This is a genomic window from Streptomyces sp. LE64 (genome assembly GCF_052606915.1).
The window spans coordinates 3933034-3958253 of sequence record NZ_CP199708.1 but is presented as its reverse complement, the minus strand read 5'-3'; the positions used below and the strand labels follow the sequence as shown (position 1 = coordinate 3958253).

The window sequence follows — 25220 nt, the reverse complement described above, 5'->3', positions numbered from 1 at the left end:
ACTGGGAGGGTGACTGATGTGGGTGGGACTCTCGTACTGGCCGGCACTCCGATCGGGGACCTCGCGGACGCGCCGCCGCGGCTGGCGGCGGAGCTGCGGGCCGCGGACCTGATCGCCGCCGAGGACACCCGGCGGCTGCGCCGGCTCGCCCAGGGCCTGGAGGTGCCGGTGACGGCGCGGGTGGTGTCGTACTTCGAGGGCAACGAGAGCGCCCGGACGAAGGAGCTGGTGGAGGCCCTCACGGGCGGGGCGCGGGTGCTGTTGGTGACGGACGCGGGCATGCCCTCGGTGTCCGACCCGGGGTACCGGCTGGTGGCGGCGGCGGTGGAGCAGGGCGTGCGGGTCACCGCGGTGCCCGGGCCGTCGGCGGTGCTGACGGCGTTGGCGCTGTCGGGGCTGCCGGTGGACCGGTTCTGCTTCGAGGGGTTCCCGCCGCGCAAGCAGGGCGAGCGGCTGTCCCGGTTGCGGGAGGTGGCGCAGGAGCGGCGCACCCTCGTCTACTTCGAGTCGCCGCACCGGCTGGCCGACACGCTCGCCGCGATGGCGGAGGCGTTCGGGGCCGGGCGGCGGGCCGCGGTCTGCCGGGAGCTGACCAAGACGTACGAGGAGGTCCGGCGCGGGCCGCTGGAGGAGTTGGCCGCCTGGGCCGCCGAGGGGGTGCGCGGGGAGATCACGGTGGTGGTGGAGGGCGCCCCGGCGCCGGGGCCGGCGGACCTGGGGCCCGAGGAGCTGGTGCGGCGGGTCCGGGCGCGCGAGGAGGCGGGCGAGCGGCGCAAGGAGGCCATCGCGGCGGTCGCGGCGGAGGCGGGGGTACCCAAGCGGGAGGTGTTCGACGCGGTCGTGGCAGCAAAGAACGCCCCACGATGAGCACCAAGGGCGGGCAAAGGTCTACCGTGGAAGGCAAAGCGAGGCCCACGCACCGGCCCCCCGGGACAGGAGCGGACAAAATCGGTTCCAACACTCGGCTGGGCTGATGCGTCCGGGCCGGGAGAAGCGTCCACTGGAGACAGGAGGACGTACCCGTCCCCCACGCCGTCGCGGCAGCATCCGACGCCCGGCGGCGCTTGTCCGCAGGGCAAGAGGAGCTGGCATGAGTGAGATCGCAGGGGCCGGTCACCCCGGCACGGCGACCGCCGTCGTCCACGAGTCGTACGCCTTCGCCTGCATGCGGTGCGGGCACGGTTGGGAGCAGTCGTACGAGATCGAGCACCACCTCGACCCGGCGGGCCGTGCGTACGTGACGTACCTGGCCGACGGGCAGCGGGTGCCGTCCCCGTTGAGCACCCCCACCTGCCTGAACTGCGGGGGGCACGTGGTCCGCATCATGCGGGCCGGTCAGGTGTCCTCGGTGCTGGACCTGCTGCGCGGTTCGCAGCATCCGGGCCGCGGCAGGCACCGGACCGACCGGCCGGGGCCGGTGATCGGCGCGGCGGGTCCGATCGGTCAGATGGAGTCGGACGACGACGAGGACGCCGCGGACCCGGACGCCCCGGACCCGGACCGGCCGCACCGCCACTGGAGCTTCTCCCACCTCCTGCACCCCTTCCGTCACCGGGACGAGCACGACCGGCACGCGGTGTGACCCCACGGCGCCGACCCCGCCGCCCGGCGCGGCGGGGTTCGTAGGATCGGTGCATGTCCGCGACACCGCACCCCAGCCCGTCCACCCCGCCCGCCGCCGCGGCCCGCCGCGCCGAGAAGGACGCGCCGCCGCCGCGGCCGACCCCGCTGGGGGTGCCGGTCGCCGACTCGCACACCCATCTGGACATGCAGTCGGGCACGGTCGAGGAGGCGCTGGCCAAGGCGGCGTCGGTCGGGGTCAGCACGGTGGTGCAGGTGGGCTGCGACCTGGCCGGCTCCCGGTGGGCGGCCGAGACGGCGGCGGCCCACCCCGCGGTGCACGCGACGGTGGCGCTGCACCCCAACGAGGCGCCCCGGATCGTGCTGGGCGACCCGGACGGCTGGTCCCGGCAGGGCGCCCGGCGCCCGGGCGGGGAGGCGGCGCTGGACGAGGCACTCGCGGTGATCGACGAGCTGGCCGCCCTCCCCCAGGTCAAGGGCGTCGGCGAGACGGGCCTGGACCACTTCCGCACCGGGCCGGAGGGCCGGGCCGCGCAGGAGCGCTCGTTCCGGGCCCACATCGAGATCGCCAAGCGGCACGGCAAGGCGCTGGTGATCCACGACCGGGACGCCCACGAGGACGTGCTGCGGGTGCTGAAGGAGGAGGGCGCCCCCGAGCGGACCGTCTTCCACTGCTTCTCGGGCGATGCGGAGATGGCCGCGGAGTGCGCCCGGCAGGGCTACTACCTGTCGTTCGCGGGCAACGTCACCTTCAAGAACGCCCAGCCGCTGCGGGACGCCCTCGCGGTGGCGCCGCGGGAGCTGGTGCTGGTGGAGACCGACGCGCCGTTCCTCACCCCGGCGCCGTTCCGGGGCCGGCCGAACGCGCCGTACCTGATCCCCGTCACCCTGCGGGCCATGGCCGCGGTGAAGGGGCTGGACGAGGAGGTGCTGGCCGCGGCGGTCGCCGCGAACACGGCCCGCGCCTTCGGCTACTGAGCGCCCGCCCCAGGGGGGCGGGGCGGTGGCCCGGGGACCGTACCCTTGACCGGTGAGCAGCAACACCGACCCCGGCCCCCTCCTCGGCCCCGCCGACATCCGCGAGCTGGCTGCGGCGCTCGGCGTGAAGCCGACCAAGCAGCGCGGCCAGAACTTCGTCATCGACGCCAACACCGTGCGTCGCATCGTCCGCACCGCCGAGGTGCGGCCCGAGGACCGGGTGGTCGAGGTGGGGCCGGGCCTCGGCTCGCTGACCCTCGCGCTCCTGGAGGTCGCCGAGCACGTGACGGCGGTGGAGATCGACGACGTGCTGGCGGCGGCGCTGCCGGCGACCGTCGCGGCCCGGTTGCCGGAGCGGGCCGCCCGTTTCTCGCTGGTCCACAGCGATGCGATGCGGGTCGCCGAACTGCCCGGCCCGGCGCCGACCGCGCTGGTCGCGAACCTCCCGTACAACGTGGCCGTGCCGGTGCTGCTGCACATGCTGGAGACCTTCCCCAGCATCGAGCGCACCCTGGTGATGGTGCAGGCCGAGGTCGCCGACCGGCTGGCCGCCACGCCCGGCTCCAAGGTGTACGGGGTGCCCTCGGTGAAGGCCAACTGGTACGCCGAGGTGAAGCGCGCCGGATCGATCGGACGCACGGTGTTCTGGCCGGCGCCGAACGTGGACAGCGGACTGGTGTCGCTGGTGCGGCGGACGACGCCGGTCAGCACGACGGCCTCCCGCAAGGCGGTGTTCCGGGTGGTGGACGCGGCCTTCGCGCAGCGCCGCAAGACGCTGCGGGCGGCGCTCAGCGGCTGGGCCGGTTCCGCGGCGGCGGCCGAGGCGGCGCTGGTCGCGGCCGGGGTCTCCCCGCAGGCCCGCGGCGAGGCGCTGACGGTGGAGGAGTTCGCCCGGATCGCCGAGCAGGCCCCCGCGGCCCGCGGGACGGAGGCGAACCGATGAGCGGCGCCCGGGCCGGCACCGCAGTGACCGTGCGGGTGCCCGCGAAGGTGAACGTGCAGCTCGCGGTGGGCGCCGCCCGCCCGGACGGGTTCCACGACCTGGCCAACGTCTTCCTCGCCGTGGGCCTGTACGACGAGGTCACCGCGGCTCCCGCCGAGGAGCTGCGGATCACCTGCACCGGACCGGACGCCGACCAGGTGCCGCTGGACTGCAGCAACCTCGCCGCACGGGCGGCGGTGCTGCTGGCCGAGCGGTTCGGTCGGGAGCCCCGGGTGCACCTGCACATCGACAAGGACATCCCGGTGGCCGGCGGCATGGCCGGCGGCAGCGCCGACGCGGCCGGCGCGCTGGTCGCCTGCGACGCGCTGTGGGGCACCGGGGCGAGCCGCGCGGAACTGCTGGAGCTGTGCGCGGAACTGGGCAGCGACGTGCCGTTCAGCCTGGTCGGCGGGGCGGCACTGGGCACCGGCCGAGGCGAGCTGCTGGAGCCGCTGGAGGTCGGCGGCGACTTCTGGTGGGTGTTCGCGGCGGCCGAGGGCGGACTGTCGACGCCCGCGGTCTACCGGGAGTTCGACCGGCTGACCGCGGCCACCGCGGTGCCCGCGCCCGCCGCCGCCCCGGCACTGCTGGAGGCGATGCGCGGGGGCGATGCGGTCGCCCTGGCCGGGGCGCTCGCCAACGACCTCCAGCCGGCCGCGCTGTCGCTGTTCCCCTCGTTGGCACACACCCTCGCGGCGGGCGTCGAGGCCGGAGCGCTCGCGGCGATCGTCTCGGGCTCCGGTCCCACCACCGCGTTCCTGGTCAAGGACGAGGGCGCCGGGCGCACGGTGGCCGAGGCGCTGCGCGCCGGCGCCCACTGCCGCACCGCCCGGGTCACCTCCTCCCCCGCCCCCGGCGCCGCCCTGGTGCCCCGCGTCTCCTGAGGACTTCCCCGTACGGGAACCGTGACCGTACCGGCCCCGGTGCGGGTGCGCCCCGCGCACGCCCTGCGCGTCGGTGGCCGGCGGGGGCGCGTCGTCCAGCGCGCGCCGGTGGGTGACCCGCCGTGCGGGGGTGGTGTCCGGCCGGTGGGCCGACGATCATGGCCGATCATGCGGATACGAGCGGCACGGACCGCGGACGCGGCGGAGATCGCACAGGTGCACGTCCGGGCGTGGCGGGCGGCGTACGCCGGGATCGTCCCCCAGCCGTACCTGGACGCCCTGGACCCGGTGGCGAAGACCCGCACCTGGCAGGAGATCCTCGGGCAGCCCGGGCACCGTAGGGGCGTCCTGGTCGCCCACCCGGCGGCGGACCCGCAGCGGATCGCCGCCTTCGCCACCTACGCACCGGCCGGGGAGGACCACCCGCACCGCGCCGAACTGGGCGCCCTGTACGCGGACCCCGACCACTGGGGCACCGGCACGGGCCGTGAGCTGACGGCCGCGACGGTGACCGCCATGCGGGAGGCCGGGTACCGGGAGGCGGTGCTCTGGGTCCTCGCGGAGAACGCCCGGGCCCGCCGGTTCTACGAGTCGGCCGGCTGGCGCCACGACGGCACCGTCGTCCCGGACGACAACGGCGGCGTCCTGCTCGACCTGCTGCGCTACGGCCGCCCCCTCACCGGTACTCAGGGCTGAGCTGAGTACCCGCGCCCTGTCCGTCCCCCGTACGCGTGGGCGAACGTACCGGGCATGGGAACACGTCTTCGGGAAGCGGAACGGCTGGCGGACGCGACCCCGGCCCACCGGGACCGGTACACGGACCTGCTGCGGGTGGCCTCGCTGGGCGTGGTGGTGCTCGGCCACTGGCTGATGGCCGCCGTCACCCTCGCCCCCGACGGCAGCGCCGAGGTCGGCAACCTGCTCGCCGAGGTGCCCCGCGCCCAACTGCTCACCTGGGTCTTCCAGGTGATGCCGGTGTTCTTCTTCGTGGGCGGCTTCGCCCACGCCCTGGCCTACCGTTCGCTGGCCGCCCGGCTCTCCGACCCGACCGGGCCGGGGCAGGGCCGACCGGTGTACGCGGTGTTCCTGCGGGCGCGGCTGCGCCGGCTGCTCCGGCCCACCATGGCCTTCGTGCTGGTGTGGGGCGCGGCGGCACTCGCCCTGCAACTCGCCCGGGTGGACGGGGCGCTGCTGGACGCGGCACTGCGGCTGGTGACCCAGCCGCTCTGGTTCGTCGGCATCTACCTGGCGATGGCCGCCCTCACCCCGCCGCTGCTGCGGGCCCACGAACGCTGGGGCTGGGGCGCGTTCGCCGCGCTGGCCGGAGCCGCGGCGGCGGTGGACGTGCTACGGCTGGCGCTGGGCGTGCCGTACGTGGAGTTCCTGAACTTCGCCTTCGTGTGGCTGGCCGTCCACCAGCTGGGGTTCCTGCGGGCGGACGGACGGCTCGGGCTGCCGCCGGTGCTCGCCGGCGGCGGGCTGCTGGGGGCCGCCGCCCTGGTGGCGCTGGGCCCGTATCCGCTGTCGATGGTCGGCATGCCCGGGGAGCGGATCTCCAACATGGCCCCGCCGACACTGGCCCTGCTCTGCCACGGGCTCTGGCTGATCGGCGCGGTGGAGCTGCTGCGGGGCCCCGCCACCCGCTGGTTGGCCCGGCCGCGGGTGTGGCGGGGCGTGGTGGTGGCGGGCGCGTTCTCGATGACGGCCTTCCTGTGGCACCTCACGGCGATGCTCGGCGTGTACGGGGCGCTGCTCGCCCTGGACGTGCCGCTGCCCGCGCCGGCCTCCGGCGTGTGGTGGGCGCAGGTGCCGCTGCGGCTGGCCGCGGCGCTCGTCCTGACGGCCCTGCTGGTGGCCGTGTTCAGCCGCTTCGAACGGCCCGGCGGCGGTGCGGCGGTCGCCGGCGGCGGCCGGCGCGGCACCGGCGCGGTGGCGGCGGTGGGTGTCACTCTGGCGTTGCTGGGGGTGCTCGGCCTGTCGATGGTCGGCTACGCGGACCTCCTCGAAGGCCGCAGCGCCCTGTTGATCGCCTTTCGGGTGACGGCCCCGGTCGCCGTGGCCATGGCGGTGCTGGGATGGCTGCTGGTGGAACGCGCCGGCGCCCCCGCGCGGCGGGCCCCGGCGGGCTGAGTCCGCGCACGCCCCGCGCACCGCCGTCCCTCTCGGCGCACGGGCCGTCACACGGCGCACACTCCGGCCCCTTACGCTGGCCCCGACACGGTTCGCACCCGACCTCCGCGGCGGGCGGGCCCACGGAAAGGACGGCATGCGCAACGGAGCGAAGACCGCCATCGTCGGCGGCGTGTTCGCCGCCATGATCGGCGGCGCGGCCTTCGGCGGTTACACCCTCGTCGACGAACTCGGCTACGGCTTCGAGGACGAACCGAAGAAGTCCGGCCCGCCGTCCGCGGCGGAGGTCCGCGCGGTCACCGGGGAGTTCTTCGCCGCCTGGGAGAAGGGCGACACCGGCAGCGCGGCCCGGGCCACCAACAACGCGGGCGAGGCCCGGCCGGTGCTCATCGGCTTCAAGGACGCGGCCGGCCTGGTCGACGTCCGGATCACCCCCGGCACCCCGCGCGGCACCACCGTCCCCTACCGGGTGCGGGCCACCGTCACCCACCACGGGCTGCGCAAGCCCGTGGCCTACTCCACCCGGCTGACCGTGGTGCGCGGGGTGACCACCGGACGGGCCCTCGTCGACTGGAAGCCCACCGTGGTGCACCCGGAGTTGAAACGGAAGGACGACACCCTCGTCACCGGCACCGCCAGGACCCCCGCGGTGAAGGCCGTCGACCGCAACGGACGGGAACTCACCCGCGAGGACCACCCCTCCCTGGCGCCGGTCCTCGGCCAACTGCGGGCGGCGTACGGGGAACGGGTGGGGGGCACGCCCGGCGTGGAACTGGTGGTGCGGCACGCGGGCGAGGTGCCCGACACCCCGCTGGTCACCCTCTCCGAGGGCCGCCCCGGCCTGCTCCGCACCACGCTCAGCGCCCGGGTGCAGCGCGCCGCCGAACGGGCCGTGCAGCGCTACCCCGAATCCTCGGTGGTCGCGGTGCGCCCCAGCACCGGCGAGGTGCTGGCCACCGCCAACCACCGCCGGGACGGATTCGACGCCGCGTTCCAGGGCCAGTTGGCGCCCGGCTCCACCATGAAGGTCGTCACCGCCGCGACCCTGATCGAGAACGGCGTGGTCACCGCGGACGGCCCCGCGCCCTGCCCGGCCACCACGGTCCGGCAGGGCCAGACCTTCGGCAACATCACCGGCATGACGCCCGACCCGGGCGCTGACTTCCAGAACAGCTTCCAGCGGTCCTGCAACACCGCCTTCATCGACCTCGTCGACGAACAGCCGATCGACGACGCCTCACTGACCCGCACTGCCGAGGACAAGTTCGGGCTCGGCCGCGACAACTGGCGCACCGGCATCGCCTCCTTCGACGGCAAGGTGCCGCCGTCCTCCGGACCCGACCGGGCGGCCAACGCCATCGGCCAGGGCCGGGTGCAGATGAGCCCGCTGGCCATGGCCTCGGTGACGGCGACCGCGATGACCGGCGAGTTCCGCCAGCCGCACCTGGTGCCGCAGTCCCTGGACGGACGGGAATTCGCCACCGCCGAGGGACTCGCGCCGACCACGGTGGTCCAGTTGCGGCGGATGATGGCGGCCACCGCCACCGTCGGCACCGGCGCCAAGGCCATGGCCGGCCTCGACGGGGACATCGGCGCCAAGACCGGCTCCGCCGAGGTCGGCGGGCAGGCGAAGGCCAACAGCTGGTTCGTCGGCTACCGGGGGGACGTGGCGGTGGCGGCGGTGGCCGAACGGGGCGGTCGCGGCGGCGACTCGGCCGGCCCGATCGTGGCGGAGGTGCTGCGCAGCCGCGGCTGACGGCCCCCCGACACGCCGTCCGCCCTCCCTTCCGGCCGCCCCGGCCGGATTTCATCCGAAGGGAACCATACGGGCGGCTTGGGTGTTCTTCACCGAGGGGCGCGAAGTCGGCTCGCCGCGCGGGGCGTTCTAGGGTGAAGGACGTGCCGACCCCGCGGACGGCACGGCAGCGCCGGCACGCACCACGGACGGTGCGCGGAGGCAACGGAGGACCTGTTGGGGAAGAGAAGGCGCGCCGGGCGCCCGAAGACGCGACCCGCCCTGTGGGGCGCGGTCATCGCGGTCGCCGTCGGCGGGGCGGGCGTCACCGCCTGGACCCTGGGCGGCGACGGCCCGGGGGACGGCAAGCCGCCGATACCCACCGGCCCGCCCACCGCCGCCGAGGTGACGAAGGTGGGCGGGGCGTTCCTCACCGCCTGGGCCAGGGGGAACACCGCCGCCGCGGCAGCGCTCACCGACGACGCACCCGCCGCCCGGGCGGCCCTCACCGGCTTCACCCGGGACGCCAAGGTCAGCGCCGTGACCCTGACCCCCGGCGTCCGCAAGGGCGCCCGCCTCCCGTTCGCGGTGAAGGCGACCGTCACCCACGCGCGCAAGGGCAAGCCCCTCGACTACGGCTCCGCGCTGGACCTGGTGCGACGCCCCGTCGACGGCAAGGTGCTGGTGGGCTGGCGCCCCTCGGTGATCCACCCCGAACTCCTCGCCGGCGACCGGCTGGTGACCGGCGAGTCCGGGACCCCGCCGATCAAGGCCGTCGACCGGGCCGGCGACGAACTGACCGCCGAGAAGTACCCCTCGCTGCGCGGCGTCCTGGACTCGCTGCGCGAGCGCTACGGCAAGAAGGCCGGCGGCACGGCCGGGATCGAACTCCGGATCGTCCGTGCCCGGCCCGCCGACGCACCGGCCACGACGGCGGACGGGAAGGCGCAGGGGAAGGAGGAGGTGCCCGACAAGACGCTGTTGACCCTGGCCGAGGGCGTCCCGGGCACCCTGAAGACCACGATCAGCCCGCGGGCCCAGGCGGCGGCCGAGCGGGAGACCGCCAAGCGCAAGGGCGCCTCGGTGGTGCTGCTCAAGCCCAGCACCGGTGAGGTCCTCGCCGTCGCCAACTCCCGCCCCGAGGGCTTCAACACCGCCTTCCAGGGCTCGCTGGCACCCGGCTCCACCATGAAGATCGTCTCCGCGGCGCTGCTGTTGGAGAAGGACCTGGCGAGCACCGACAAGAAGCACCCCTGTCCCAAGTACTCCTCCTACGGGGGCTGGAAGTTCCAGAACCTGGAGAAGTTCCAGATCAAGAACGGAACCTTCCGGGCGAGCTTCGCCTCCTCCTGCAACACCGCGTTCATATCCCAGTCCAAGAAGCTCAAGGACGACGACCTCACCCAGGTGGCCAGCGAGGTCTTCGGCCTCGGCCGCAACGACTGGGCGGTCGGCGTCCCCACCTTCGACGGTGCGGTCCCCGCCCAGCGCGACGCCCCCAAGGCCGCCTCCCTCATCGGCCAGGGCGGCGTCCGGGCCAACCCGCTGAACATGGCCAGCGTCATCGCCACCGCCAAGACCGGCAGGTTCACCCAGCCCTACCTGGTCTCCCCCGAGGTCGACGGCCGCAAGCTCGCCACCGCCCCCCGCACCATGGAGCAGGACGCCCAGAGCCAACTGCGCGAACTCCTCCGCTACACCGCCACCTCCGGCTCCGCCGCCGACGCCATGTCCGGACTCGGCGCGGACGTCGGCGCCAAGACCGGCTCCGCCGAGGTCGACGGCCAGAAGAAGCCCAACGGCTGGTTCACCGCCTGGCGCGGCGACGTCGCCGGGGCCGCCGTCGTCCAGGAAGGCGGACGGGGCGGCAAGTCCGCCGGCCCCCTGGTGGCCAAGCTGCTGAAGTCCGCGGGCTGACCGCCGTGCGCCGATACGGCCACGACGAACGGGGGGCACCGACCCGGCGCGCCGGTGCCCCCCGGCACCCGACCGCTCCGATCCGGGCAGTGCGGAGGTGACCCCGCTGGTCGCGGCGGCCGTCCTGCTCGCCGCCGTCACCCACGCCTCCTGGAACGCCATCGCCCACCGGATCACGGACAAGCTCGTCGGCTTCACCCTGATCTCCGGCGGCGGCGCCCTGATCGGCCTCGCCTTCACCCCCTTCACCCCGCTGCCCGCCGCCGGCGCCTGGCCCTACCTGGCCCTCTCCGCCGCCCTGCACATCGCCTACTACGCCCTGCTGATGCGGTCGTTCCGCCTCGGCGACTTCGGCCAGGCGTACCCCATCGCCCGGGGCAGCGCCCCCCTGCTGGTGACCGCCCTCGCTGCCGTGTTCGCCGACGAGTACCCCGACGCCTGGCAGGGCGCCGGCATCGCCGTCGCCTGCGCGGGCCTCACCGGCGTCGCCCTGTGGGGCCTGCGCGGCCACCGCCCCGACTGGCCCGCCATCGTCGCCGCCCTCGCCACCGGCGCCGCCATCGCCGCGTACACCCTGGTCGACGGCCTCGGCGTCCGCGCCGCCGGCACCACCCTCGGCTACATGGCCTGGCTGATGGTCCTGGAGGGCTTCGCCGTCCCGCTCTACGCCCTGTGGCGCTGGCGCGGCGAGACCGCCGACCGGCTCCGCCCGCACCTGCGGCTCGGGCTCCTGGGCGCCGCCCTCTCCGTCTTCGCCTACACCCTGGTCCTGTGGGCCCAGACCCGCGCCGCCCTCGCCCCCGTCGCCGCCCTGCGCGAGTCCAGCATCATCGTCGGCGCCGCCATCGGCGCCCTCCTCTTCCGCGAACGCTTCGGCACGCCCCGCCTGGTCGCGGCGGGGGTGCTGGTGGTGGGGATAGGGCTGATGCTGACGTGAGGGGGGCCGGGGGGGTGGTTTGGGTCGTTTGGGGCACATGTCGGAGTTTCGAGTTCTTACTCAAAACGGCTCGCCCGCGGGGTAACGTCCCAGGTCGGGAAGGGGTGCTCCCCGCGCGTGCGGGGGTGGTCCCGCGCACCGCGACGTCGACTACGGAGGAGTGGCGTGCTCCCCGCGCGTGCGGGGGTGCTCGGGTCCCGCGTGCCGGACCCGGGCATAGGGAGTCCAGGCCCGGCGCATCCTCGTGGGCGGGGTGGGTGCGAACACAGAGCTCAGGGCGATCGGCGAGTACCAGCGTGGGACGCCCCGTCACGGAACTCCCTCTCGCCACGTTGTCAGGACGGACCGTACGGCGTTGGAGACCTGTTCCTGCTTCGCTCTGTCGGCCCACAGGTGTGCGTCGTGTTCGGTCAGCTTGACCGTGTCGCTCTCATGGGTCACGCGGACGGTGAAGTTGAACTGTCGGGTCTTCTTGCCGCTCTTGGAGAGGTAGTCGAAGTGCCCGATGTAGGCCCCGACCGTGGTGACGGTGAGACCGGTCTCCTCGGCGACTTCCCGGTGCAGGGCCTCGGTCAGGGTCTCGCCCGCGTCGACACCGCCGGAAGGGAGCTCCCACAGGCCACCGAGATAGTCGTCGGCGGCACGGTGCAATAGCAGCACCTCGCCTTCCGTATTGGAGATGACGGCGCCGACCACGTGCTTGGTGACGCCATCAGCGTCGGCGGCGCGGATGAGATCGCCCAGCAGGGCGGCGTCGACGGGTGCGTCCACTTCACGAGTTCCTGGTGGTCGGCGACCTTGACGATGGCCGCGGTGTACGCGTCGGCGAGATGGAGGTCCTGTTCGCGGTGCCACACCGGGAGCTTCACCGTGCTGCCGTGTACGCGCTGTGCAGTGGCGAAACTGTCGGCGGAGGGGCCCGGGTGGTCAGCGTAGCCGGCAGGAGCGCCCCGGGGCTGTGGAACAACGGGTGATCGCCGAGAGCGCGGGTCGAGCCGGGAAGGTCGACCTCGCCCGCGCCCTCGGCGTGGACGGCTTCGAGGAACCGTTCGACGGGCAAGCCGGCGAGCTGGTCCGGGCAGTAGCTCAGGGGGAGCGCGTACCAGGCCGGACCGGCAGGGGACGGCGGGTGCGGCACGTCGATGCCCGGCACGCCGCGTAGAGCCCTCCTCATCTCCGGACTCCTGCTGTCCGGTCGAACGACACCCGAACTCCGGGCCCTTGCTGCCCGCGCCGGCGCACTTCCGTAGCCGTTCGCCGCCTTGAGGCGCTGCCTCTCCCCTTCGGCACATCGTACGGGAGCCGGTGTGGCCCGCAGGCTGGGCCATCCAAGACAGGAAACAGGCCCCCGCCGCTCCACTCGGAGGCGGCGGGGGCCTCACGCTGCTGGCCCGCGGCAGGTCGCACCGACGCGCTCAGACCGCGACGAACTCGCCGCCCTTCACACCCGCCACGAAGGACGAGAATGCGTCCACCGGCAGGCTCAACACAGGACCGGCCAGATCCTTCGAATCGCGCACAGGAACCACACCCACCACAGCCACATCAGGAGCCCACTCCACGCAGGAACCACCGTTGTGAGTGCTGTAAGAGGACTTGACCCACCGCAGCGGAAGGGAGTTGATCTCAGCCATCACACGATGCCCTTTCGTAGCTTTTCGATCATGGCGACAGATTCCGCCTGGGATGCGGCCTCTAGCTGCAACTGATGGTACTTCCTCAGTAGCGGGAGCACAGAGGTGAGTTCACGGTCCAGATGACCGTGCATCTCTGACTCGATGTAGGACATCACGGATCGATCAGCCATCGTCAGAAGGTTGACCAGGCGACTGAACGGCCTCCGCTCGGCCAGGGAGTACGGGGCGATCTGGAATCCCGAGTTGGACTGTCCGGCGAAGTCCAGCAACCGCTCGAATTGCGCCTTCATCACCTGCGGCCCACCGATGGGTCGACGGATGCAGCTCTCGTCCAGGACGGCGAAGACCAACGGTGACGGGGTCCGCGCCAGGGCGGACTGTCGCTCTATCAGGAAGTCCACGCGCTCAGCGGCCTGTTCGGACGTGATGTCCCCCTGTTCCACGGCGAAGCCCGCGATGGCCTGGGCGTACTCACGGGTCTGGAGCGGCCCGGGGACCGCCCCCACCTCGAACAACCGCACCTCGGCGGCCCGCCCCTCACACCCCAGGTACTCCGGAAATCCCTCCAACAGGCTCCCGTACTGCATCTCACGCCACTGGCGCTCGAACGTGGCCTCCTTCCCCAAGAGGCCGAATGCCTTGTCGGCAGCCTTCGCGAAGCGCAAGGAAGGCGTTTTGCGGGTGGTTTCCACACCCGAGATGTGCCCGCCGGAGACGCCCATGCGGGTGGAGAGATCCGCTTGCGTCCAGCCGCGCGCCTCACGTGAGCTGCGTAGACGTGCTCCGAATGCCGCCTGCGGCGATTCCTCCGGGTTCAAGTCCTTACGGTTCACCCTCTGTCCCCCAATTAACCTTTCTCGCCAGCCATGTTGTTCGGCTTCCCACTCCAAGACACCTGAACTACCCCGGTAGCGAAAGAACTACGGAGCGGAGCGGTCATGTGAGGAAAGAACGTAGCGGAACAACACCAGTCTCACGTCGGGGATCTCGCACACTTCACCCGACACGGGGCGAGAAGGGCACGGCCTGGGCCACGGGATCGGGCGAGGTACGTCTCCGTCAGCAGGGCGGCGGGATCGAAGGTGATCTCCGGTCGGAGTGACCACCGGTCCGCCGCCGTGGTGCTGCGGCCACGTTCGAGGCGACGTGGCCGCAGCGCTTCACCACCCGTGCGCGCGAGGGCGCAGCCGTCAGCGGACTGCCGCCGAGACCCGATCCCGTAGCACTTCGTCCGCGAGGGCGTCCGGGCTGCGCCATGCGACGCCGCTGACCTCCTCCTCCTGCAAGGTGACTGTCACCGGCCCCGTCGTGCGGAACAGGTACCGCACGTCGGCGTGTTGGTGCGCGGGCTCGCCCTTGGCGTCGTTCGCGGGGATGTCGTGGACGTCGATGTGGACGGGGTCGGGCGAGAGCGGTTCGATCCCCGTCCGGATGCCGGTCTCCTCCCTCAGTTCCCGCAGGGCGGCTCCCCTCAGGTCCACGTCCTCCGGTTCCAGGTGACCCCCGGGGGTGAGGTACTTCCCGAGTGCGTTGTGACGGACGAGGAGTACGTCGCCGTTCTCGTCGACCAGCACCGCCCCGGCGGTGACGTGCAGGGGGAAGGTCTTGCGGCTGCTGAGGTCCTCTCCCCGGTCCAGACGTTCGAGGACCCGGGCGAGCACCGCGTCCTCCTCCGGGTGGGCGCTCGTGTACGCCGTCACCGTCTCGCGGATGTGGTCGGGGTCGATTCCCATGGTTCGGTCACCTTTCGTTGAAGTAGTGGAGCCAGGTCGTGGCGATGGAGCCACGGGCCGCTGCCGAGACCTCGTGCACGCCCGCGCCGAAACCTCCCTGCACCAGAGCGCGCACCCCGGCGATGATCTCGGCCTGGACGAGGTGGATGAAAGGACCGACGCTCGCCCCGTGCAGGAAGTTGACCGCCTCGCCTCCGTTGAGCAGGTAGAAGTAGTGCCCCGTCGTCTCGTAGCGCGTCATGTGCTCCGCAACGGTCGACCTCGTGTAGCACGCCGGCAGCCCGGCCAACTCCAGTTCGTCCTCCGAGCTGGTCACCGTGGCGACGAACGCACCGTTTCTCAGCTCGGGGAAGTCCTCGCCCCGCAGCGAGAGTGGGATCGGGTTTCTTGCCGGGGGATGCTCCTGGGTGCTGTTCTGCCCGATCAGCGCCCTGCGACTTCGCACCCCATCTCGGTCGTGGCGGCCCTGTGCCGGACCGTCCGCTCACGCACGAAGGCGCTTCCTGGGCGTCTCATGCCCAGATGGTGGCCAGGCCGGTTCACTCGGTGAGCGATGACGGGGACTCCTCGGCGCTAAGTCCCCCAACGCGCTTTCCAGGTGTTCGTACGGGATCCGGTGATGGCCGCAGGCAATCTCGGTCTGCGGCGAAGCGAACCGTCGGCCGACTTCCGAGTGGTCTCGGACGTGGGCAAATGCGACCTGGGATTCATGTTCCGCCACAGGCAGGGCCCCGGTCAGGGCCCTGCCTGTGGCAGCTCGCCATGTTCCAGGTAGGCGGTCGCGCCGTTCGCGCGGGCCTGGATGCCGGCGGTGATTCGGCGTACGAGGCGGGGGATGGTGAGCTCCGGCAGCCGTTCGGCGCGGTGGAAGTCGTAGCCGCGGAGCTCGTCGGCTTGCAGTGCGACCTGGTGCCGGTGGTCCGTGCTGAGACGGCCGCCGTCGAAGAGGTAGAGGACCTTGTCTCCCTCCCCTGGATTCGGCGCCCAGTCCACGACGAGCAGGCGGCCGATGCGGGGTTTGATGCCCAGTTCCTCGTGGATTTCTCGCGCACAGGCCTGCAGGGGTGACTCACCCTGTTCGACGTATCCACCCGGAATGTCGCGATAGTCCTTGTAGGACGGTTCTACGAGCAGGACGCGATCGGCTTCATCGAAGAAGAGAGCGCCGGCTGCCATGCGGGGGTGGGCCATCTTCGCCTCATGCTCGTTCACAGGATGGACTCTAACCGCCTGTGATGATGTGAAGCCTGCGGGCCAGGTCCGCTACGGGCTGGGACGGGCGACTGAGCAGTCCCGAGTTTCGTAGAGTCCGCGATCGTGTGATCAAGCGGTCTGCGAGGCTTCCTCCAGGCTCGTCCGGTACGCCTGTTCGTACTCGTCGGGTGGGACGCAGCCCAGGGCGGAGTGGAGTCGTTCGCCGTTGTACCACGCGACCCACTGGAAAAAGGCTCGCTCAACCTTGTCGCAGTCCCGCCACGGGCCCTGATGCTCGATCAGTTCGGCCTCGAACGTCCCGTTCAGGGCCTCAGCCATCGCCTTATCGTACGGGTCTGCGACCGAGCCGACCGATGCTGAGGCTCCGACCTCCGCCAGCCGCTCTGTGCAGCGAATGGACACGTATTGGGTGAGTTCAACCGGTCGTTGCAACGCTGGGCCGTTGCAGCGAGCGTAGCTGTTCCTCGAAGACCTCGGCCGGTGTCCGCCAACCGAGGACCTTGCGAGGCCGGTTGTTGATCGCCGTGGCGACCCGCGGTCGGAACGATGAATGAGGTCGGCGTCCTTCTTGATCTTCTGCCGCCACGGTTCGCGGAACTGTCCCGGAGTGCGGTCTACGGGGCGACGGCACGCGAACGCCTCGCCGGCGCGCTCGGAACCCTCCGCTCCTGAAACGGCCGGCAACCCCCGCCCGCCGTCACCCCGCCCCCAGGTCCAGCAGCAGGGCCATGATCCCGACCAGGGTGGCGCTGCTGACGATCTCCCGGCGGGAGATCAGGGCGGGGAGGTCGGTGAGCGGGAGCCACTCCAGGCGGTCGGACTCGTTGCGTTCGGTCGGGGCGGCGACGTGGTGGGCGTCGTCGGTGCGGAACACGAAGTGGCGGGCGTCGGTGATGCCGGCGGCGGGTTCCGCGTAGACGAGTTCCCGCAGGGTGCCGGGGCGCCAGCCGGTCTCCTCCAGCAGTTCGCGGGCGGCCGCGGTGGCCGGTTCCTCCTCGTCCTCGACCAGTCCCATGGGTAGTTCCCAGGCCCAGGTGTCGGTGACGAAGCGGTGGCGCCACATCATCAGGACCCGGCGGCGGTCGTCGACGGCGGCGGTGACGGCGACGTCCCGCAGCCGGACCACGTCGTAGTCGGTGCGGGTGCCGTCCGGCTGTTCGACGTCCAGGGTGCGCAGCCGCACCCAGGGGGTGTCGTGGACGGGGCGTTCCCCGTGGACCGTCCAGCGCATCGCGCTCCCCTCCCCCTCCCCGGCGTTCCCGGTCATCCGTCGCGCTCCCCGGTGGGCGGACCGGTGGCGGTCCAGCGGGTGTTGGTGTCGTGCAGGGCGCGTTCGGTGTCGGTGATGGAGACCTTGATGGGGATGCCGGGCCGACCACCGACCTTGATCAGGAACCGGCCGCGGCCGGGGGGTTCGTCGTGGTTGCCGGTACTGGCCCAGCCGGGCGGCGAGGACCAGGAGGAGACCAGGTCGATCTCCCGTTCCGACATGCCGACGATCTCGCCGAGCTCCCGCATCTCAGTGCGGGGCAGGCCGGCGCACACCACCATGCCGGCGCGTTCCACGAAGCCGCGGGCCTTGGCCCGGTCGGCTTCGTTGCCGAGGGCCTCGGCGTCCTTCAGGGTGTGGGTGATCTTGGCGTCGCCGAGGCCGAGGGAGCGGTTGAGGCGGGTGAGGGCGTCGATCCGTTCGACGATGCCGGAGGCGGCGCGCAGGGGGCGCCAGAGTTCGTCGAGGACGGTGAAGAACCAGCGTTGCGGGGCGAGTCCGGCGTCCGCGAGGGCGTGGGCGGCGGCGACCGTGCCCAGCCCGTCGGACCAGGCGGCCAGCATCGCCGCCGCGGTGAGTTGGGTGTCGGCCTCGCCGATGCGGGAGATGTCCACGCAGACGGCGGGCGAGGCGGGGTCGATGCGGGTGGAGGTACCGGCGGCGAAGGTGCTGCCGAGGGGGCCGTCGAGGACGCCGAGCAGGGAGCGGTGCAGCGGGTCGACGGCCTCCTGGTAGCGGGTGACGTCGCCGCGGTCCAGGGTGACGGCGCGCACCCGGTCGGGGCCCTCGTCGAGGACCCGCAGCAGGTCGGGCAGGAGCGGGGCGCGGCCCGGCTCCGTCCGTTCGGTGAGGTGGTGCAGGCAGGCGGAGAGCACGGACTGTTCGTGGTCGTCCATGGGCCGGCCGCGGACGATGGTGATCAGCGCGGCGACCATGTTGAGGACCCGGCCGTGGGCTTCGGCGGCGAGCACCCGACCGGGCTCGCCGCCGATGCGGGCCGCGGCCTCGCCCATGGCGCCGGGGTCGAGCACGTTGATGCCGCCGACGCCGCGGCCGATGGAGATGACCTGACCGCCCAGGGCCCGCACGGTGTCGGCGTAGTCGGGTTTGAGGTCGCCGAGCACCAACGGGGTGACGCCGGTCGCGGCGAGGCCGATGAGCATCCGGTTGACCAGCGTCGACTTGCCGAGGCCAGGCATGCCGAGCATGAACAGGGAGGGGTTGGAGATGTAGCGGGCGCGGGTGAACCAGGAGATGGGGTCGCCGCAGACGGTGGCCCCGGTGTGCAGGTGCTGGCCGAGCGGCACCCCGGTCATGGGGGCGCCGGAGCCGGCCGCGAACGGCCAGAGCCCGCACGCCTGCACGGTGGTGGCCCGCCACATGGCGGGCGGGTCGAGGTGGCCGACCTGGCCGCCGCCGGGGCCGTACCAGCCGCGGGGCGGGGCGGTGGCCGGGCGGCGGGGGCGCCGGGTGCCGCTCACAGCGCCTCCCGCAGCTGGTACGGGACGAGGGTGTACTCCCAGGGCAGGATGCCGACCGGCAGGGTGCAGGCGAAGGCGGACGCCTGCATCCGGTCGGCGGGGCGCATCGACACCCGGGAGGAGGCTTGCAGGTTGCGGACGGTGATGTCGGCGTCCCGGAGCCCGGACTCCTCGTCGACGGTGACGGTCACCATCAGCGAGAACTCGACCAGTCCGGCGCCGGCGGCCTCCTCCGCGGCGGTCTGTTCGGCCGCGCGGATCTCGGAGGTGGCGCGGGCCTGGACGAGGCCGCCGCGGGAGCTGCCCATGAAGTGGGCGGCGCGGCGGTCGGACTCCACGATGCGGGCGGAGGTCGCCGGGTCGATGGGGCGGTAGACGAGGGAGACCCGCTTGCGGCGGGTGCCGGGCGCCGGCTCCAGCAGTCCCCGCAGCACGCTGGAGCGGACGGTGCCGCGCGGGGCGAGGGTCAGCAGCCAGGAGCGGGAGACGCCCGAGTCGTGCTGGTAGGCGGTGACGGTCTCCACGGTGGCCGCGGGGCCGGCGTCGGCCCACTCCAGTCCGGTGCCGGAGTCCTCGGCGCGGAGGCCGAGCACGTCCGGGGCCACCGCCGGGTCGAAGGCCACCCGCACGGTCTCCGCGATCCGTTCGGCGGAGAGCGGGTGGGCGGCCCCGCCGCCGGCGGCGACCAGCCCGGCGAGCAGTCCGGGCAGCCGCATCGACAGCTCGGTGACGACGTCGTCGACGTCCCGTTTGGGGCCGCCGGTGGGGCCGTAGGTGAGGGCGATGTAGGTGTGCATCTCGGAGGAGGCGGTCGGGTAGCGCTGGACGACCTCCTCCATCACGGCGCGGGCCGCGGCGGGGGCGTCGGGGGAGATCCGGGGGAGGACCTCGGCGGCGAGCCGGGTGCCGGTGTCGGGCGCGGTCTCCACCACGACCTGGGCTCCGCGCAGCCCGGGTTCGTGGGCGAGCCGGTTCAGCCAGTCGCCCCAGGACGCCACCCACACGTCGACCTGTTCCGGGTCGACGAGGGAGCCGCCGTCGGGTTCGCAGGCCAGGACCAGTGTGTACAGGTTGCGCCCCGGGTGGTGGATCACGCCGAACGGGCGGTCGTAGGCGTCCCGGCCCTCGTGCATCCGGGTGCGGGCGAGCAGCCCGGGCGGGGGGAACCGGCCGCCGGGGCGGCGGGACAGCGGCCCGGCGACGTAGCTGGTGGAGCCGTTGGCCTTGCGGCGGAGCCAGCCGATGCGCACGGCGAGGAGTTGGTAGACGTTGCGGCCGTCCGCGGTGCGCAGCGCCAGCGGCGCCAGCAGCAGGGCCACCGGGACGAGGACGGTGACCGCGGCGGCCAGGGAGACCAGTGAGGCCAGCAGCGTCACCAGCAGCCCGCCGAAGGCGATGACGGTGCCGAGCAGGCCGAGCGGGCCGAGGCCGGGGCGGCGGGGACGGCGCCAGTTGCCGTAGGTGGGACGCGTGAGGGCGTCGGAGGACATGGGTTCCCTTCGTGGGCTTCGGCTTCCGCGGTGGTGCTTCGGTGGCGCCTCGGTGGTCGGTGGCTCGGGGCGGGCGGGTTACGGGTGGTGGCCCTTCGCCGTGCCGTGGTCGTCGGGGGCGCGGGTCGCGTCACCGCCGGCCCGGGCGGCGGACCGCGCGGCGGCGGCGGGCGCGGCCGGGGCGGGGCCGGCGGCCCGGGGCCCCGCGGCGGCGCCCCCGCCGCTGCCGCGGCCGCCCGCGGTGCCACCGCCGGACCGGGCCGGGTCCCGGTCGCTCGCGCCGGAGCCGCCGGCCCCCGCGGACGGCGAGCCCTGCGGGCCGACGGCCCGGCCGCCCGCCGCCGCCCCGCCGCCGACCCCGCCGGAGGCGATGCTGACGGCGCCGCTGGCCGCGGTGCCGGAGGCGCCCGCGGCGACGGCCGCGCCGGGGACGCCGCCGAGGGCCACGGTGGCCGGGACGATCAGCTTCAGCAGGGCGGGCAGGGCGAAGACGGCCAGGATCAACATGCCCATGCCGGCGATGGTGGTGTCGAGGGCGCCGTCGTTCGCGGGGTTGTCGGTCATCGCGGTGGCCGAGTAGATGATCAGGGCCGCGGCCGGTTTGTAGAGCAGCCAGGCCGCGAGCCAGCCCAGGTGCTTCTTCCACCAGCCCTCGCCCCAGCCGGTCATGGAGGAGACGGCGGCCAGCGGCAGGGTGCCCACCAGCACGATCATGACGCCGATGCGGAGGTACATCAGACAGATCTGCACCACCGACGACAGGATCACCAACAGCCCGAAGACCAGCACCAGTCCGGGCGCCTGGAGCCCCATCACGCCGAGGATCTCGTGCGCCTTGTCGTCGAGGTCGGACTTCTCGTAGATGTCCTGCGCGTAGGCGTCGGACGCCTTGGTGAGGGCCTGCACCACCGGCACCGCGAGTCCGCCGACCAGCAGCACCCGCCACATGCCGAGGAACGCCTGCTTCATGGGCTGGCCCCGCCGGTCGAGGGCCATCTTCGCGGAGGCGATCAGCAGACAGGCCACCGCGAGGTAGCCGACCAGCCAACCCGTCGCCTCGTGGACGTCGTTGATCGGGCCGTTGGGGTTCTCCACGTCGACCTTCAACCACACCCCGTTGAGCGCCTTCAGCGTCTCCGAGGTGGCGACCCCGATCGCCTCGGCGAACTCCTGCACGGCGCCGCCCTGGCCGCCCTTCTCGAAGGGGTACTCGACGTCCTTCCCCGCGCAGGCCAGCGGGTCGACCGTGCACTTCCCGGTGTCCGCCATCAGGCCCCCCAGGTCACGAAGCCGTCGGTGCCGTCGACCGCCGCGCCCCCGCCGTAGACCGCGCCGTCCTCGTCGGGCACCACCTTCCAGTCGCCGTCCTGCCAGCGCAGCGCGACCGACAGGGAGCCGTACCGGTCACCGCCGGGCGCGCCCACCAGCAGCATGACCGTCGCCTCCCGCCTGTTGTACGAGAGGACGGAGAACCCGGCGTAGGCCGCCCCGGCCGCCGCGTCCGAGGGGGACTTGTCCTTCGCCTTCTTCCGGGCGGCGACGTACGCGTCCCGGCCCGGCCCGGGCACCACCTGGCGTTCGACGACCTCCCGCCAACCCGCGTACCCGAAGTGGTCGGCGATGGCGTGCGCCGCGAACACCGCTCCGGTGGGCGTGCGGGCGAAGCAGTACCAGACGGAGCCGTCGAACTTCAGCGGTCCCGAACCCTTCGACACGGGCACCAGGTTGCTGCCGTTGGCCTTCCAGTACAGGTCCTTCGGCGACCGTTCGGGCTTGCGCTGCTCGCCGTCGTCGGTGCGGCAGCCGGCCGGTCGGCCGTCACCGGACGCGGCGGCGGTGGCCGGGGCGGAGGGTGCGGGCGCCGACGCTGCCGCCGGCTCCCCGTCCCCCCTCGCCAGCAGGACGACACCGGCCAGGAGGGCGAGCGCCAGCAGGAACCCGGCCGACACGATCCAGCCCCGCTGCTGCCAGAACGGCTGCTCCCACTCGCCGCTGCCGCCGCGCGGCCGGCCGGGCTTGCCCATCGTGTTCCTTCCCTACTCTGTGGTGTGGTCGCGGGTCGGCCCGGTCAGCCGAAGACGAACGTGACGACCGGCCCGGCGGTGGCCACCAGGACGCAGCCGCCCAGGACCATGCCGAGCCGGCCCAGGTGCTCCGATCCCTCGCCCCGGCGCATGGAGAGCGCCATCATCGCCCCGGTGATGAGCACGCCCGCGACGCCCGCCGCGGTGCCGGCCCAGGCCAGGATGCCGAGGACGGTGTCGACCTTGGAGGTGAGCGCGTCGGGGGCGTTGCGGTTGGGGTCGGGCACGTCGCCGTCCGCGAGGACGACGGTGGCGTGGGCCTTGGCGGCGAGCGCCTGGATCATGGTTTCTCCCCGATGTGGTTCGACCAAGGGTCGCGGTGTGGTTGGGTCGGGCCCGGTGGGCGGGGACGGGTCGGCGCCGAAGGGCCGGGTGGCGGGCCGCTCAGCCCTCGGTGTTCCAGAGGTCCAGCCCCACGAACTGCACCAGGGGCCCGGCGCTGGCGCCGATGACGCAGGCGGCCAGCACCAGGAGGTAGGCCCGCAGGTGCTCCTCGCCGTCGCCGGTGCGCAGTGCGACGGCCATCCGGGTGCCGACGAACATCAGGCCCGCCACTCCGGCCGCCGTCACCAACCAGGCCAGGTAGCCGAGCACCTGGTCCAGCGGACCGGTGACCTCGGCGGGCGGGTCGTACGCCAGGTGGGCCAGCAGTCCGGCGCTCATCGGCCGCTCCTCGGGTGGTCTCGGTCCGGCTGGGCGATCAGGGCGGCCAGGTCCGCGGTCTGCCGGGGCGGCGGGACGGTGAGGTCCCCGGTGCGCCAGGCGGGCACCCACGGCACCCGGTGGACCGGCACCACCGAACCGATGACCTTGATCCGTTGTTGGAGCGGCCGGGGCAGCCGGCCGGGGGCGTCCGCGACCAGGACCACCGCGGCCAGCGTCGTCCCGGGCGGTTCCTGGCCGCGTCGGAAGGCGTCGAGCACCCGGGACACCGCCCGTAGCCCGCTGGCGTGGGTGCGGGCCACCAACACCACGGTCTTAGGGCCGCCTTGGGCGGGGAGCGGTAAGGACCGGCCGGCGTCGACGCCGCCGAAGACCTGCGCCAGGGTGGTGACCCCGGCCCCGCCGTGCGCACCGACCCAGGCCATCCGCCCCGCGGGGCGCGGCTGTTGGGGGTCCATCGGTGCGGGCGCCGGCGTCCCGGGGACGGCGACCGGCCCGCGGACCCATATCCCGGGTCCGCCCGGCGGTTCGACTGGCACGTTCAACTCCCCTCCCTTCCGGGGTGTTCGGTGACCGGCCCGGTGATCCTCGCCGACGCGGGGGCGGGGAACAGCGACCCATGACACTCTGGGACGAGTTTATGACCGAGCGGTGATGCACGGGCAGGATGCGTCCGGTGACACCCGACGGCCGCGAGGACGGGCACGGGGCGCGGGAGCGCTGCCGAGGGGAGCGGATGTCGAAGAGCGGGGGGAACGGAGGACGGGCCTCGTGGATCGTCGGAGGCGTACTGGCGCTGGTGGTACTGCCGTTGGGGGCGATGATCGCGGTCAGCGGCGGCCCGCCCGGCGGGGGCGACGGCAAGGGCGCGGGCGGCTCGCTGCGCAACGGTGCGGTGGACCCGGCGTACGTGCCCTGGGTGTTGAAGGCGGGCGCCCTGTGCGAGGCGGTCACCCCCGCCGTCATCGCCGCCCAGATAGAGGCGGAGTCGAACTGGAACCCCGACGCGGTCTCCCCCGCCGGCGCCCGGGGGCTCGCCCAGTTCATGCCCGGGACCTGGGCGACCTGGGGCGAGGACGCCGACGGCGACGGCCGGTCCTCGCCCTTCGACCCACCGGACGCGATCATGGCGCAGGGCGCCTACGACTGCGCACTGGCCCGGCAGGTGGAGCGGTACAAGCAGCGCGGGCGGGCGAAGGGCGACACCCTCGACCTGACGCTCGCCGCCTACAACGCCGGCCCCGGCGCCGTGCAACGGCACGGCGGGGTCCCGCCGTACACGGAGACCCGCGGCTACCTCGCCCGCATCCGGTCCCTGATCCCGAAGTACGCGAGCGTCGAGGACGCGGTGGGCGAGCTGCCGCCCGGCCGGCGGATGGCGATGCCGCTGCGCGGGAACTTCCCGGTCACCTCCCCCTACGGGATGCGCATGCACCCGACCCTGCACGTCTACAAGTTGCACACCGGCATCGACATCGGCGCCCCGGCCGGCACCCCGTTCCTGGCCGCCCTGGGCGGAGAGGTGACGTTCGCGGGGTGGACCACCGGGTACGGCAACCGGGTCGTGGTCGCGCACGGCACCGTGGACGGCAAACGGATCGAGACGACGTACAACCACATGTCGGCCCTCGACGTGGCGCGCGGGCAGCGGGTGGGGGTCGGGCAGCGGGTCGGCGCGGTCGGCTCCACCGGCTTCTCGACCGGCCCGCACGCCCACTTCGAGGTGCGGGTGGACGGGACGTACGTGGACCCCGCGCCCTGGCTGGGGATGTCGTGACCGCACCGACGAGACCCGTGCACCCGAGGGAGGCGGACGCGTGACGGCGCACCGCGGGCCGCTGCGCCCCCTGTTGACCGCACTGACCGCACTGGTCCTACTGGCCGGGTGCGGGCTGCCCGACCGGCGGGAGGACGGCGAGGGGTCGACCCCGGCCCCCGCCTCCGTCGCCCCCAAGGCCCCCGTGCCGCCGGGCCGCCCGCTGGGACCCGGCGCCCGGGTGCCCCGCCTCACCGGGGTCGACGAACGGGACCCGGGGGAGGTCGCCACGGCATGGGCGCGGACGGCGTACGGCCACGACACGGCGTACGACACCAGCCCCCAGGACGCCCAGGTGCGCGCCGCCCGCTGGCTCACCGGGCGCAGGGCCGCCGCCGAACGGGAGCACCGGCCCGCCAGCGGCCCCGGCACCCGGTGGGACGAGTGGGCCCGGCACCGCGCCTGGACCACGGTCGAGGTGACCGACGAACTCGTCGACCACGCACCCGCCGACAGCGGGACGACCGCCCACCGCTGGCTCGTGGTGAACGGCACGGCCCACGGCCGGGACGCGTGGAAGGGTCCCGGCCCCCGCCTCCACGCCTACGTCAAGCTGGTACGTTCGTCAGCCGGCACGCCCTGGCGGGTGGACGACGTGGCGGTCGTCGAGGCCGTGACGCCTCCCGGCGGCTCCGCCCGTCCGCGTGCCGGGGGCCCCGACGGATCCGACGCTTCCGCCCAGTGAGG

28 protein-coding genes are annotated in these 25220 nt (G+C 73.5%); 13 read left to right on the top strand and 15 right to left on the bottom strand.

All coding sequences use genetic code 11. From position 1 onward, the window contains the following. Window positions 1–18 precede the first annotated feature (18 nt). The 10 genes from rsmI to ACSMX9_RS17940 all read left to right on the top strand — a co-directional run bounded on the left by rsmI (window position 19) and on the right by ACSMX9_RS17940 (window position 11144). The gene (rsmI, locus tag ACSMX9_RS17985; protein WP_366114078.1) at window positions 19–867 is read left to right on the top strand and encodes a 16S rRNA (cytidine(1402)-2'-O)-methyltransferase; all 849 of its coding nucleotides are present in this window, start codon (window positions 19–21) and stop codon (window positions 865–867) included. A 223-nt stretch (window positions 868–1090) separates the two neighbouring features. Further along, window positions 1091–1582 (top strand): hypothetical protein, encoded by a 492-nt coding sequence (locus ACSMX9_RS17980; RefSeq protein WP_445395125.1) that lies wholly within the window; start codon window positions 1091–1093, stop codon window positions 1580–1582. Window positions 1583–1635: 53 nt separating this feature from the next. After that, the gene (locus ACSMX9_RS17975) at window positions 1636–2559 is read left to right on the top strand and encodes a TatD family hydrolase (protein ID WP_445395123.1); all 924 of its coding nucleotides are present in this window, start codon (window positions 1636–1638) and stop codon (window positions 2557–2559) included. Window positions 2560–2611: 52 nt separating this feature from the next. Next, window positions 2612–3502, top strand: coding sequence for a 16S rRNA (adenine(1518)-N(6)/adenine(1519)-N(6))-dimethyltransferase RsmA (gene rsmA / locus ACSMX9_RS17970; protein WP_445395122.1), 891 nt, complete (start codon window positions 2612–2614; stop codon window positions 3500–3502). Beyond that, window positions 3499–4425 (top strand): 4-(cytidine 5'-diphospho)-2-C-methyl-D-erythritol kinase, encoded by a 927-nt coding sequence (locus ACSMX9_RS17965; protein WP_445395120.1) that lies wholly within the window; start codon window positions 3499–3501, stop codon window positions 4423–4425. The genes rsmA and ACSMX9_RS17965 overlap by 4 nt, the downstream gene beginning before the upstream one ends. A gap of 168 nt (window positions 4426–4593) precedes the next feature. Further along, window positions 4594–5121 (top strand): GNAT family N-acetyltransferase, encoded by a 528-nt coding sequence (locus ACSMX9_RS17960; protein ID WP_445395118.1) that lies wholly within the window; start codon window positions 4594–4596, stop codon window positions 5119–5121. A 54-nt stretch (window positions 5122–5175) separates the two neighbouring features. After that, window positions 5176–6555 carry an acyltransferase family protein gene (locus tag ACSMX9_RS17955; protein WP_445395116.1) on the top strand — a complete coding sequence of 460 codons (1380 nt, stop codon included), beginning with the start codon at window positions 5176–5178 and terminating at the stop codon, window positions 6553–6555. Window positions 6556–6691: 136 nt separating this feature from the next. After that, the gene (locus ACSMX9_RS17950; protein WP_445395114.1) at window positions 6692–8311 is read left to right on the top strand and encodes a penicillin-binding transpeptidase domain-containing protein; all 1620 of its coding nucleotides are present in this window, start codon (window positions 6692–6694) and stop codon (window positions 8309–8311) included. 216 nt (window positions 8312–8527) lie between these two features. After that, window positions 8528–10207, top strand: coding sequence for a penicillin-binding transpeptidase domain-containing protein (locus ACSMX9_RS17945; protein WP_445395112.1), 1680 nt, complete (start codon window positions 8528–8530; stop codon window positions 10205–10207). Window positions 10208–10304: 97 nt separating this feature from the next. Beyond that, window positions 10305–11144 carry a DMT family transporter gene (locus tag ACSMX9_RS17940; protein ID WP_351243069.1) on the top strand — a complete coding sequence of 280 codons (840 nt, stop codon included), beginning with the start codon at window positions 10305–10307 and terminating at the stop codon, window positions 11142–11144. Window positions 11145–11453: 309 nt separating this feature from the next. Here ACSMX9_RS17940 and ACSMX9_RS17935 read toward each other — a convergent pair whose 3' ends face one another. Further along, window positions 11454–11915, bottom strand: coding sequence for an NUDIX domain-containing protein (locus ACSMX9_RS17935; RefSeq protein WP_445395110.1), 462 nt, complete (start codon window positions 11913–11915; stop codon window positions 11454–11456). Between the two features lie 187 nt (window positions 11916–12102). Between ACSMX9_RS17935 and ACSMX9_RS17930 the strand changes: the two genes are divergently transcribed. Beyond that, window positions 12103–12306 (top strand): hypothetical protein, encoded by a 204-nt coding sequence (locus tag ACSMX9_RS17930; protein WP_445395108.1) that lies wholly within the window; start codon window positions 12103–12105, stop codon window positions 12304–12306. A gap of 253 nt (window positions 12307–12559) precedes the next feature. Here ACSMX9_RS17930 and ACSMX9_RS17925 read toward each other — a convergent pair whose 3' ends face one another. The 14 genes from ACSMX9_RS17925 to ACSMX9_RS17860 all read right to left on the bottom strand — a co-directional run bounded on the left by ACSMX9_RS17925 (window position 12560) and on the right by ACSMX9_RS17860 (window position 23262). Then, window positions 12560–12778: a DUF397 domain-containing protein gene (locus tag ACSMX9_RS17925; RefSeq protein WP_445395106.1), complete on the bottom strand. Its 219-nt coding sequence runs from the start codon at window positions 12776–12778 to the stop codon at window positions 12560–12562. Further along, entirely contained in the window at window positions 12778–13614 is an 837-nt protein-coding gene (locus ACSMX9_RS17920; RefSeq protein WP_445395104.1) for a helix-turn-helix domain-containing protein, read from the bottom strand. Before ACSMX9_RS17920 ends, ACSMX9_RS17925 begins: the two co-directional genes overlap by 1 nt. Window positions 13615–13971: 357 nt before the next feature. After that, a complete protein-coding gene (locus ACSMX9_RS17915) occupies window positions 13972–14514 on the bottom strand; it encodes an NUDIX hydrolase (protein WP_445395102.1) in 543 nt (180 codons plus the stop codon). 7 nt (window positions 14515–14521) lie between these two features. Further along, window positions 14522–14959, bottom strand: coding sequence for a hypothetical protein (locus ACSMX9_RS17910; protein ID WP_445395100.1), 438 nt, complete (start codon window positions 14957–14959; stop codon window positions 14522–14524). Window positions 14960–15249: 290 nt separating this feature from the next. After that, window positions 15250–15705, bottom strand: a complete 456-nt coding sequence (locus ACSMX9_RS17905) for an NUDIX domain-containing protein (RefSeq protein WP_445403019.1) — start codon at window positions 15703–15705, stop codon at window positions 15250–15252. A gap of 132 nt (window positions 15706–15837) precedes the next feature. Then, on the bottom strand, window positions 15838–16047 hold the full coding sequence (locus tag ACSMX9_RS17900; RefSeq protein WP_445395098.1) for an integrase core domain-containing protein: 210 nt from the start codon (window positions 16045–16047) through the stop codon (window positions 15838–15840). Between the two features lie 379 nt (window positions 16048–16426). After that, entirely contained in the window at window positions 16427–16960 is a 534-nt protein-coding gene (locus tag ACSMX9_RS17895; protein ID WP_445403018.1) for an NUDIX hydrolase, read from the bottom strand. Window positions 16961–16992: 32 nt separating this feature from the next. Then, window positions 16993–18480, bottom strand: a complete 1488-nt coding sequence (locus ACSMX9_RS17890) for an ATP/GTP-binding protein (protein ID WP_351243090.1) — start codon at window positions 18478–18480, stop codon at window positions 16993–16995. Further along, window positions 18477–19970 carry an SCO6880 family protein gene (locus tag ACSMX9_RS17885; protein WP_445395096.1) on the bottom strand — a complete coding sequence of 498 codons (1494 nt, stop codon included), beginning with the start codon at window positions 19968–19970 and terminating at the stop codon, window positions 18477–18479. The genes ACSMX9_RS17890 and ACSMX9_RS17885 overlap by 4 nt, the downstream gene beginning before the upstream one ends. Before the next feature lie 78 nt (window positions 19971–20048). Beyond that, window positions 20049–21239: a hypothetical protein gene (locus tag ACSMX9_RS17880; protein WP_445395094.1), complete on the bottom strand. Its 1191-nt coding sequence runs from the start codon at window positions 21237–21239 to the stop codon at window positions 20049–20051. Continuing rightward, window positions 21239–21994 (bottom strand): hypothetical protein, encoded by a 756-nt coding sequence (locus ACSMX9_RS17875; RefSeq protein WP_445395092.1) that lies wholly within the window; start codon window positions 21992–21994, stop codon window positions 21239–21241. The genes ACSMX9_RS17880 and ACSMX9_RS17875 overlap by 1 nt, the downstream gene beginning before the upstream one ends. A gap of 44 nt (window positions 21995–22038) precedes the next feature. Beyond that, window positions 22039–22338, bottom strand: a complete 300-nt coding sequence (locus tag ACSMX9_RS17870) for a hypothetical protein (protein ID WP_445395090.1) — start codon at window positions 22336–22338, stop codon at window positions 22039–22041. Between the two features lie 100 nt (window positions 22339–22438). Further along, a complete protein-coding gene (locus ACSMX9_RS17865) occupies window positions 22439–22717 on the bottom strand; it encodes a hypothetical protein (protein WP_351249712.1) in 279 nt (92 codons plus the stop codon). Continuing rightward, the gene (locus ACSMX9_RS17860) at window positions 22714–23262 is read right to left on the bottom strand and encodes a DUF6668 family protein (protein ID WP_445395088.1); all 549 of its coding nucleotides are present in this window, start codon (window positions 23260–23262) and stop codon (window positions 22714–22716) included. The genes ACSMX9_RS17865 and ACSMX9_RS17860 overlap by 4 nt, the downstream gene beginning before the upstream one ends. Window positions 23263–23393: 131 nt before the next feature. On the opposite strand from ACSMX9_RS17860, the gene ACSMX9_RS17855 reads away from it, so the two are divergent. Both ACSMX9_RS17855 and ACSMX9_RS17850 read left to right on the top strand, forming a co-directional pair. After that, window positions 23394–24494, top strand: coding sequence for a peptidoglycan DD-metalloendopeptidase family protein (locus ACSMX9_RS17855; protein WP_445395087.1), 1101 nt, complete (start codon window positions 23394–23396; stop codon window positions 24492–24494). Window positions 24495–24534: 40 nt separating this feature from the next. Next, entirely contained in the window at window positions 24535–25218 is a 684-nt protein-coding gene (locus tag ACSMX9_RS17850) for a hypothetical protein (RefSeq protein WP_445395086.1), read from the top strand. Window positions 25219–25220: the final 2 nt, after the last annotated feature.

Coding starts and splice junctions, on each gene's coding strand:
- ACSMX9_RS17980 (WP_445395125.1), top strand. CDS start 1,091: ATGAGTGAGATCGCAGGGGCCGGTCACCCCGGCACGGCGACCGCCGTC.
- ACSMX9_RS17975 (WP_445395123.1), top strand. CDS start 1,636: ATGTCCGCGACACCGCACCCCAGCCCGTCCACCCCGCCCGCCGCCGCG.
- ACSMX9_RS17965 (WP_445395120.1), top strand. CDS start 3,499: ATGAGCGGCGCCCGGGCCGGCACCGCAGTGACCGTGCGGGTGCCCGCG.
- ACSMX9_RS17960 (WP_445395118.1), top strand. CDS start 4,594: ATGCGGATACGAGCGGCACGGACCGCGGACGCGGCGGAGATCGCACAG.
- ACSMX9_RS17955 (WP_445395116.1), top strand. CDS start 5,176: ATGGGAACACGTCTTCGGGAAGCGGAACGGCTGGCGGACGCGACCCCG.
- ACSMX9_RS17950 (WP_445395114.1), top strand. CDS start 6,692: ATGCGCAACGGAGCGAAGACCGCCATCGTCGGCGGCGTGTTCGCCGCC.
- ACSMX9_RS17925 (WP_445395106.1), bottom strand. CDS start 12,778: ATGGCTGAGATCAACTCCCTTCCGCTGCGGTGGGTCAAGTCCTCTTAC.
- ACSMX9_RS17915 (WP_445395102.1), bottom strand. CDS start 14,514: ATGGGAATCGACCCCGACCACATCCGCGAGACGGTGACGGCGTACACG.
- ACSMX9_RS17905 (WP_445403019.1), bottom strand. CDS start 15,705: ATGGCCCACCCCCGCATGGCAGCCGGCGCTCTCTTCTTCGATGAAGCC.
- ACSMX9_RS17900 (WP_445395098.1), bottom strand. CDS start 16,047: ATGGCTGAGGCCCTGAACGGGACGTTCGAGGCCGAACTGATCGAGCAT.
- ACSMX9_RS17895 (WP_445403018.1), bottom strand. CDS start 16,960: ATGCGCTGGACGGTCCACGGGGAACGCCCCGTCCACGACACCCCCTGG.
- ACSMX9_RS17885 (WP_445395096.1), bottom strand. CDS start 19,970: ATGTCCTCCGACGCCCTCACGCGTCCCACCTACGGCAACTGGCGCCGT.
- ACSMX9_RS17880 (WP_445395094.1), bottom strand. CDS start 21,239: ATGGCGGACACCGGGAAGTGCACGGTCGACCCGCTGGCCTGCGCGGGG.
- ACSMX9_RS17875 (WP_445395092.1), bottom strand. CDS start 21,994: ATGGGCAAGCCCGGCCGGCCGCGCGGCGGCAGCGGCGAGTGGGAGCAG.
- ACSMX9_RS17870 (WP_445395090.1), bottom strand. CDS start 22,338: ATGATCCAGGCGCTCGCCGCCAAGGCCCACGCCACCGTCGTCCTCGCG.
- ACSMX9_RS17865 (WP_351249712.1), bottom strand. CDS start 22,717: ATGAGCGCCGGACTGCTGGCCCACCTGGCGTACGACCCGCCCGCCGAG.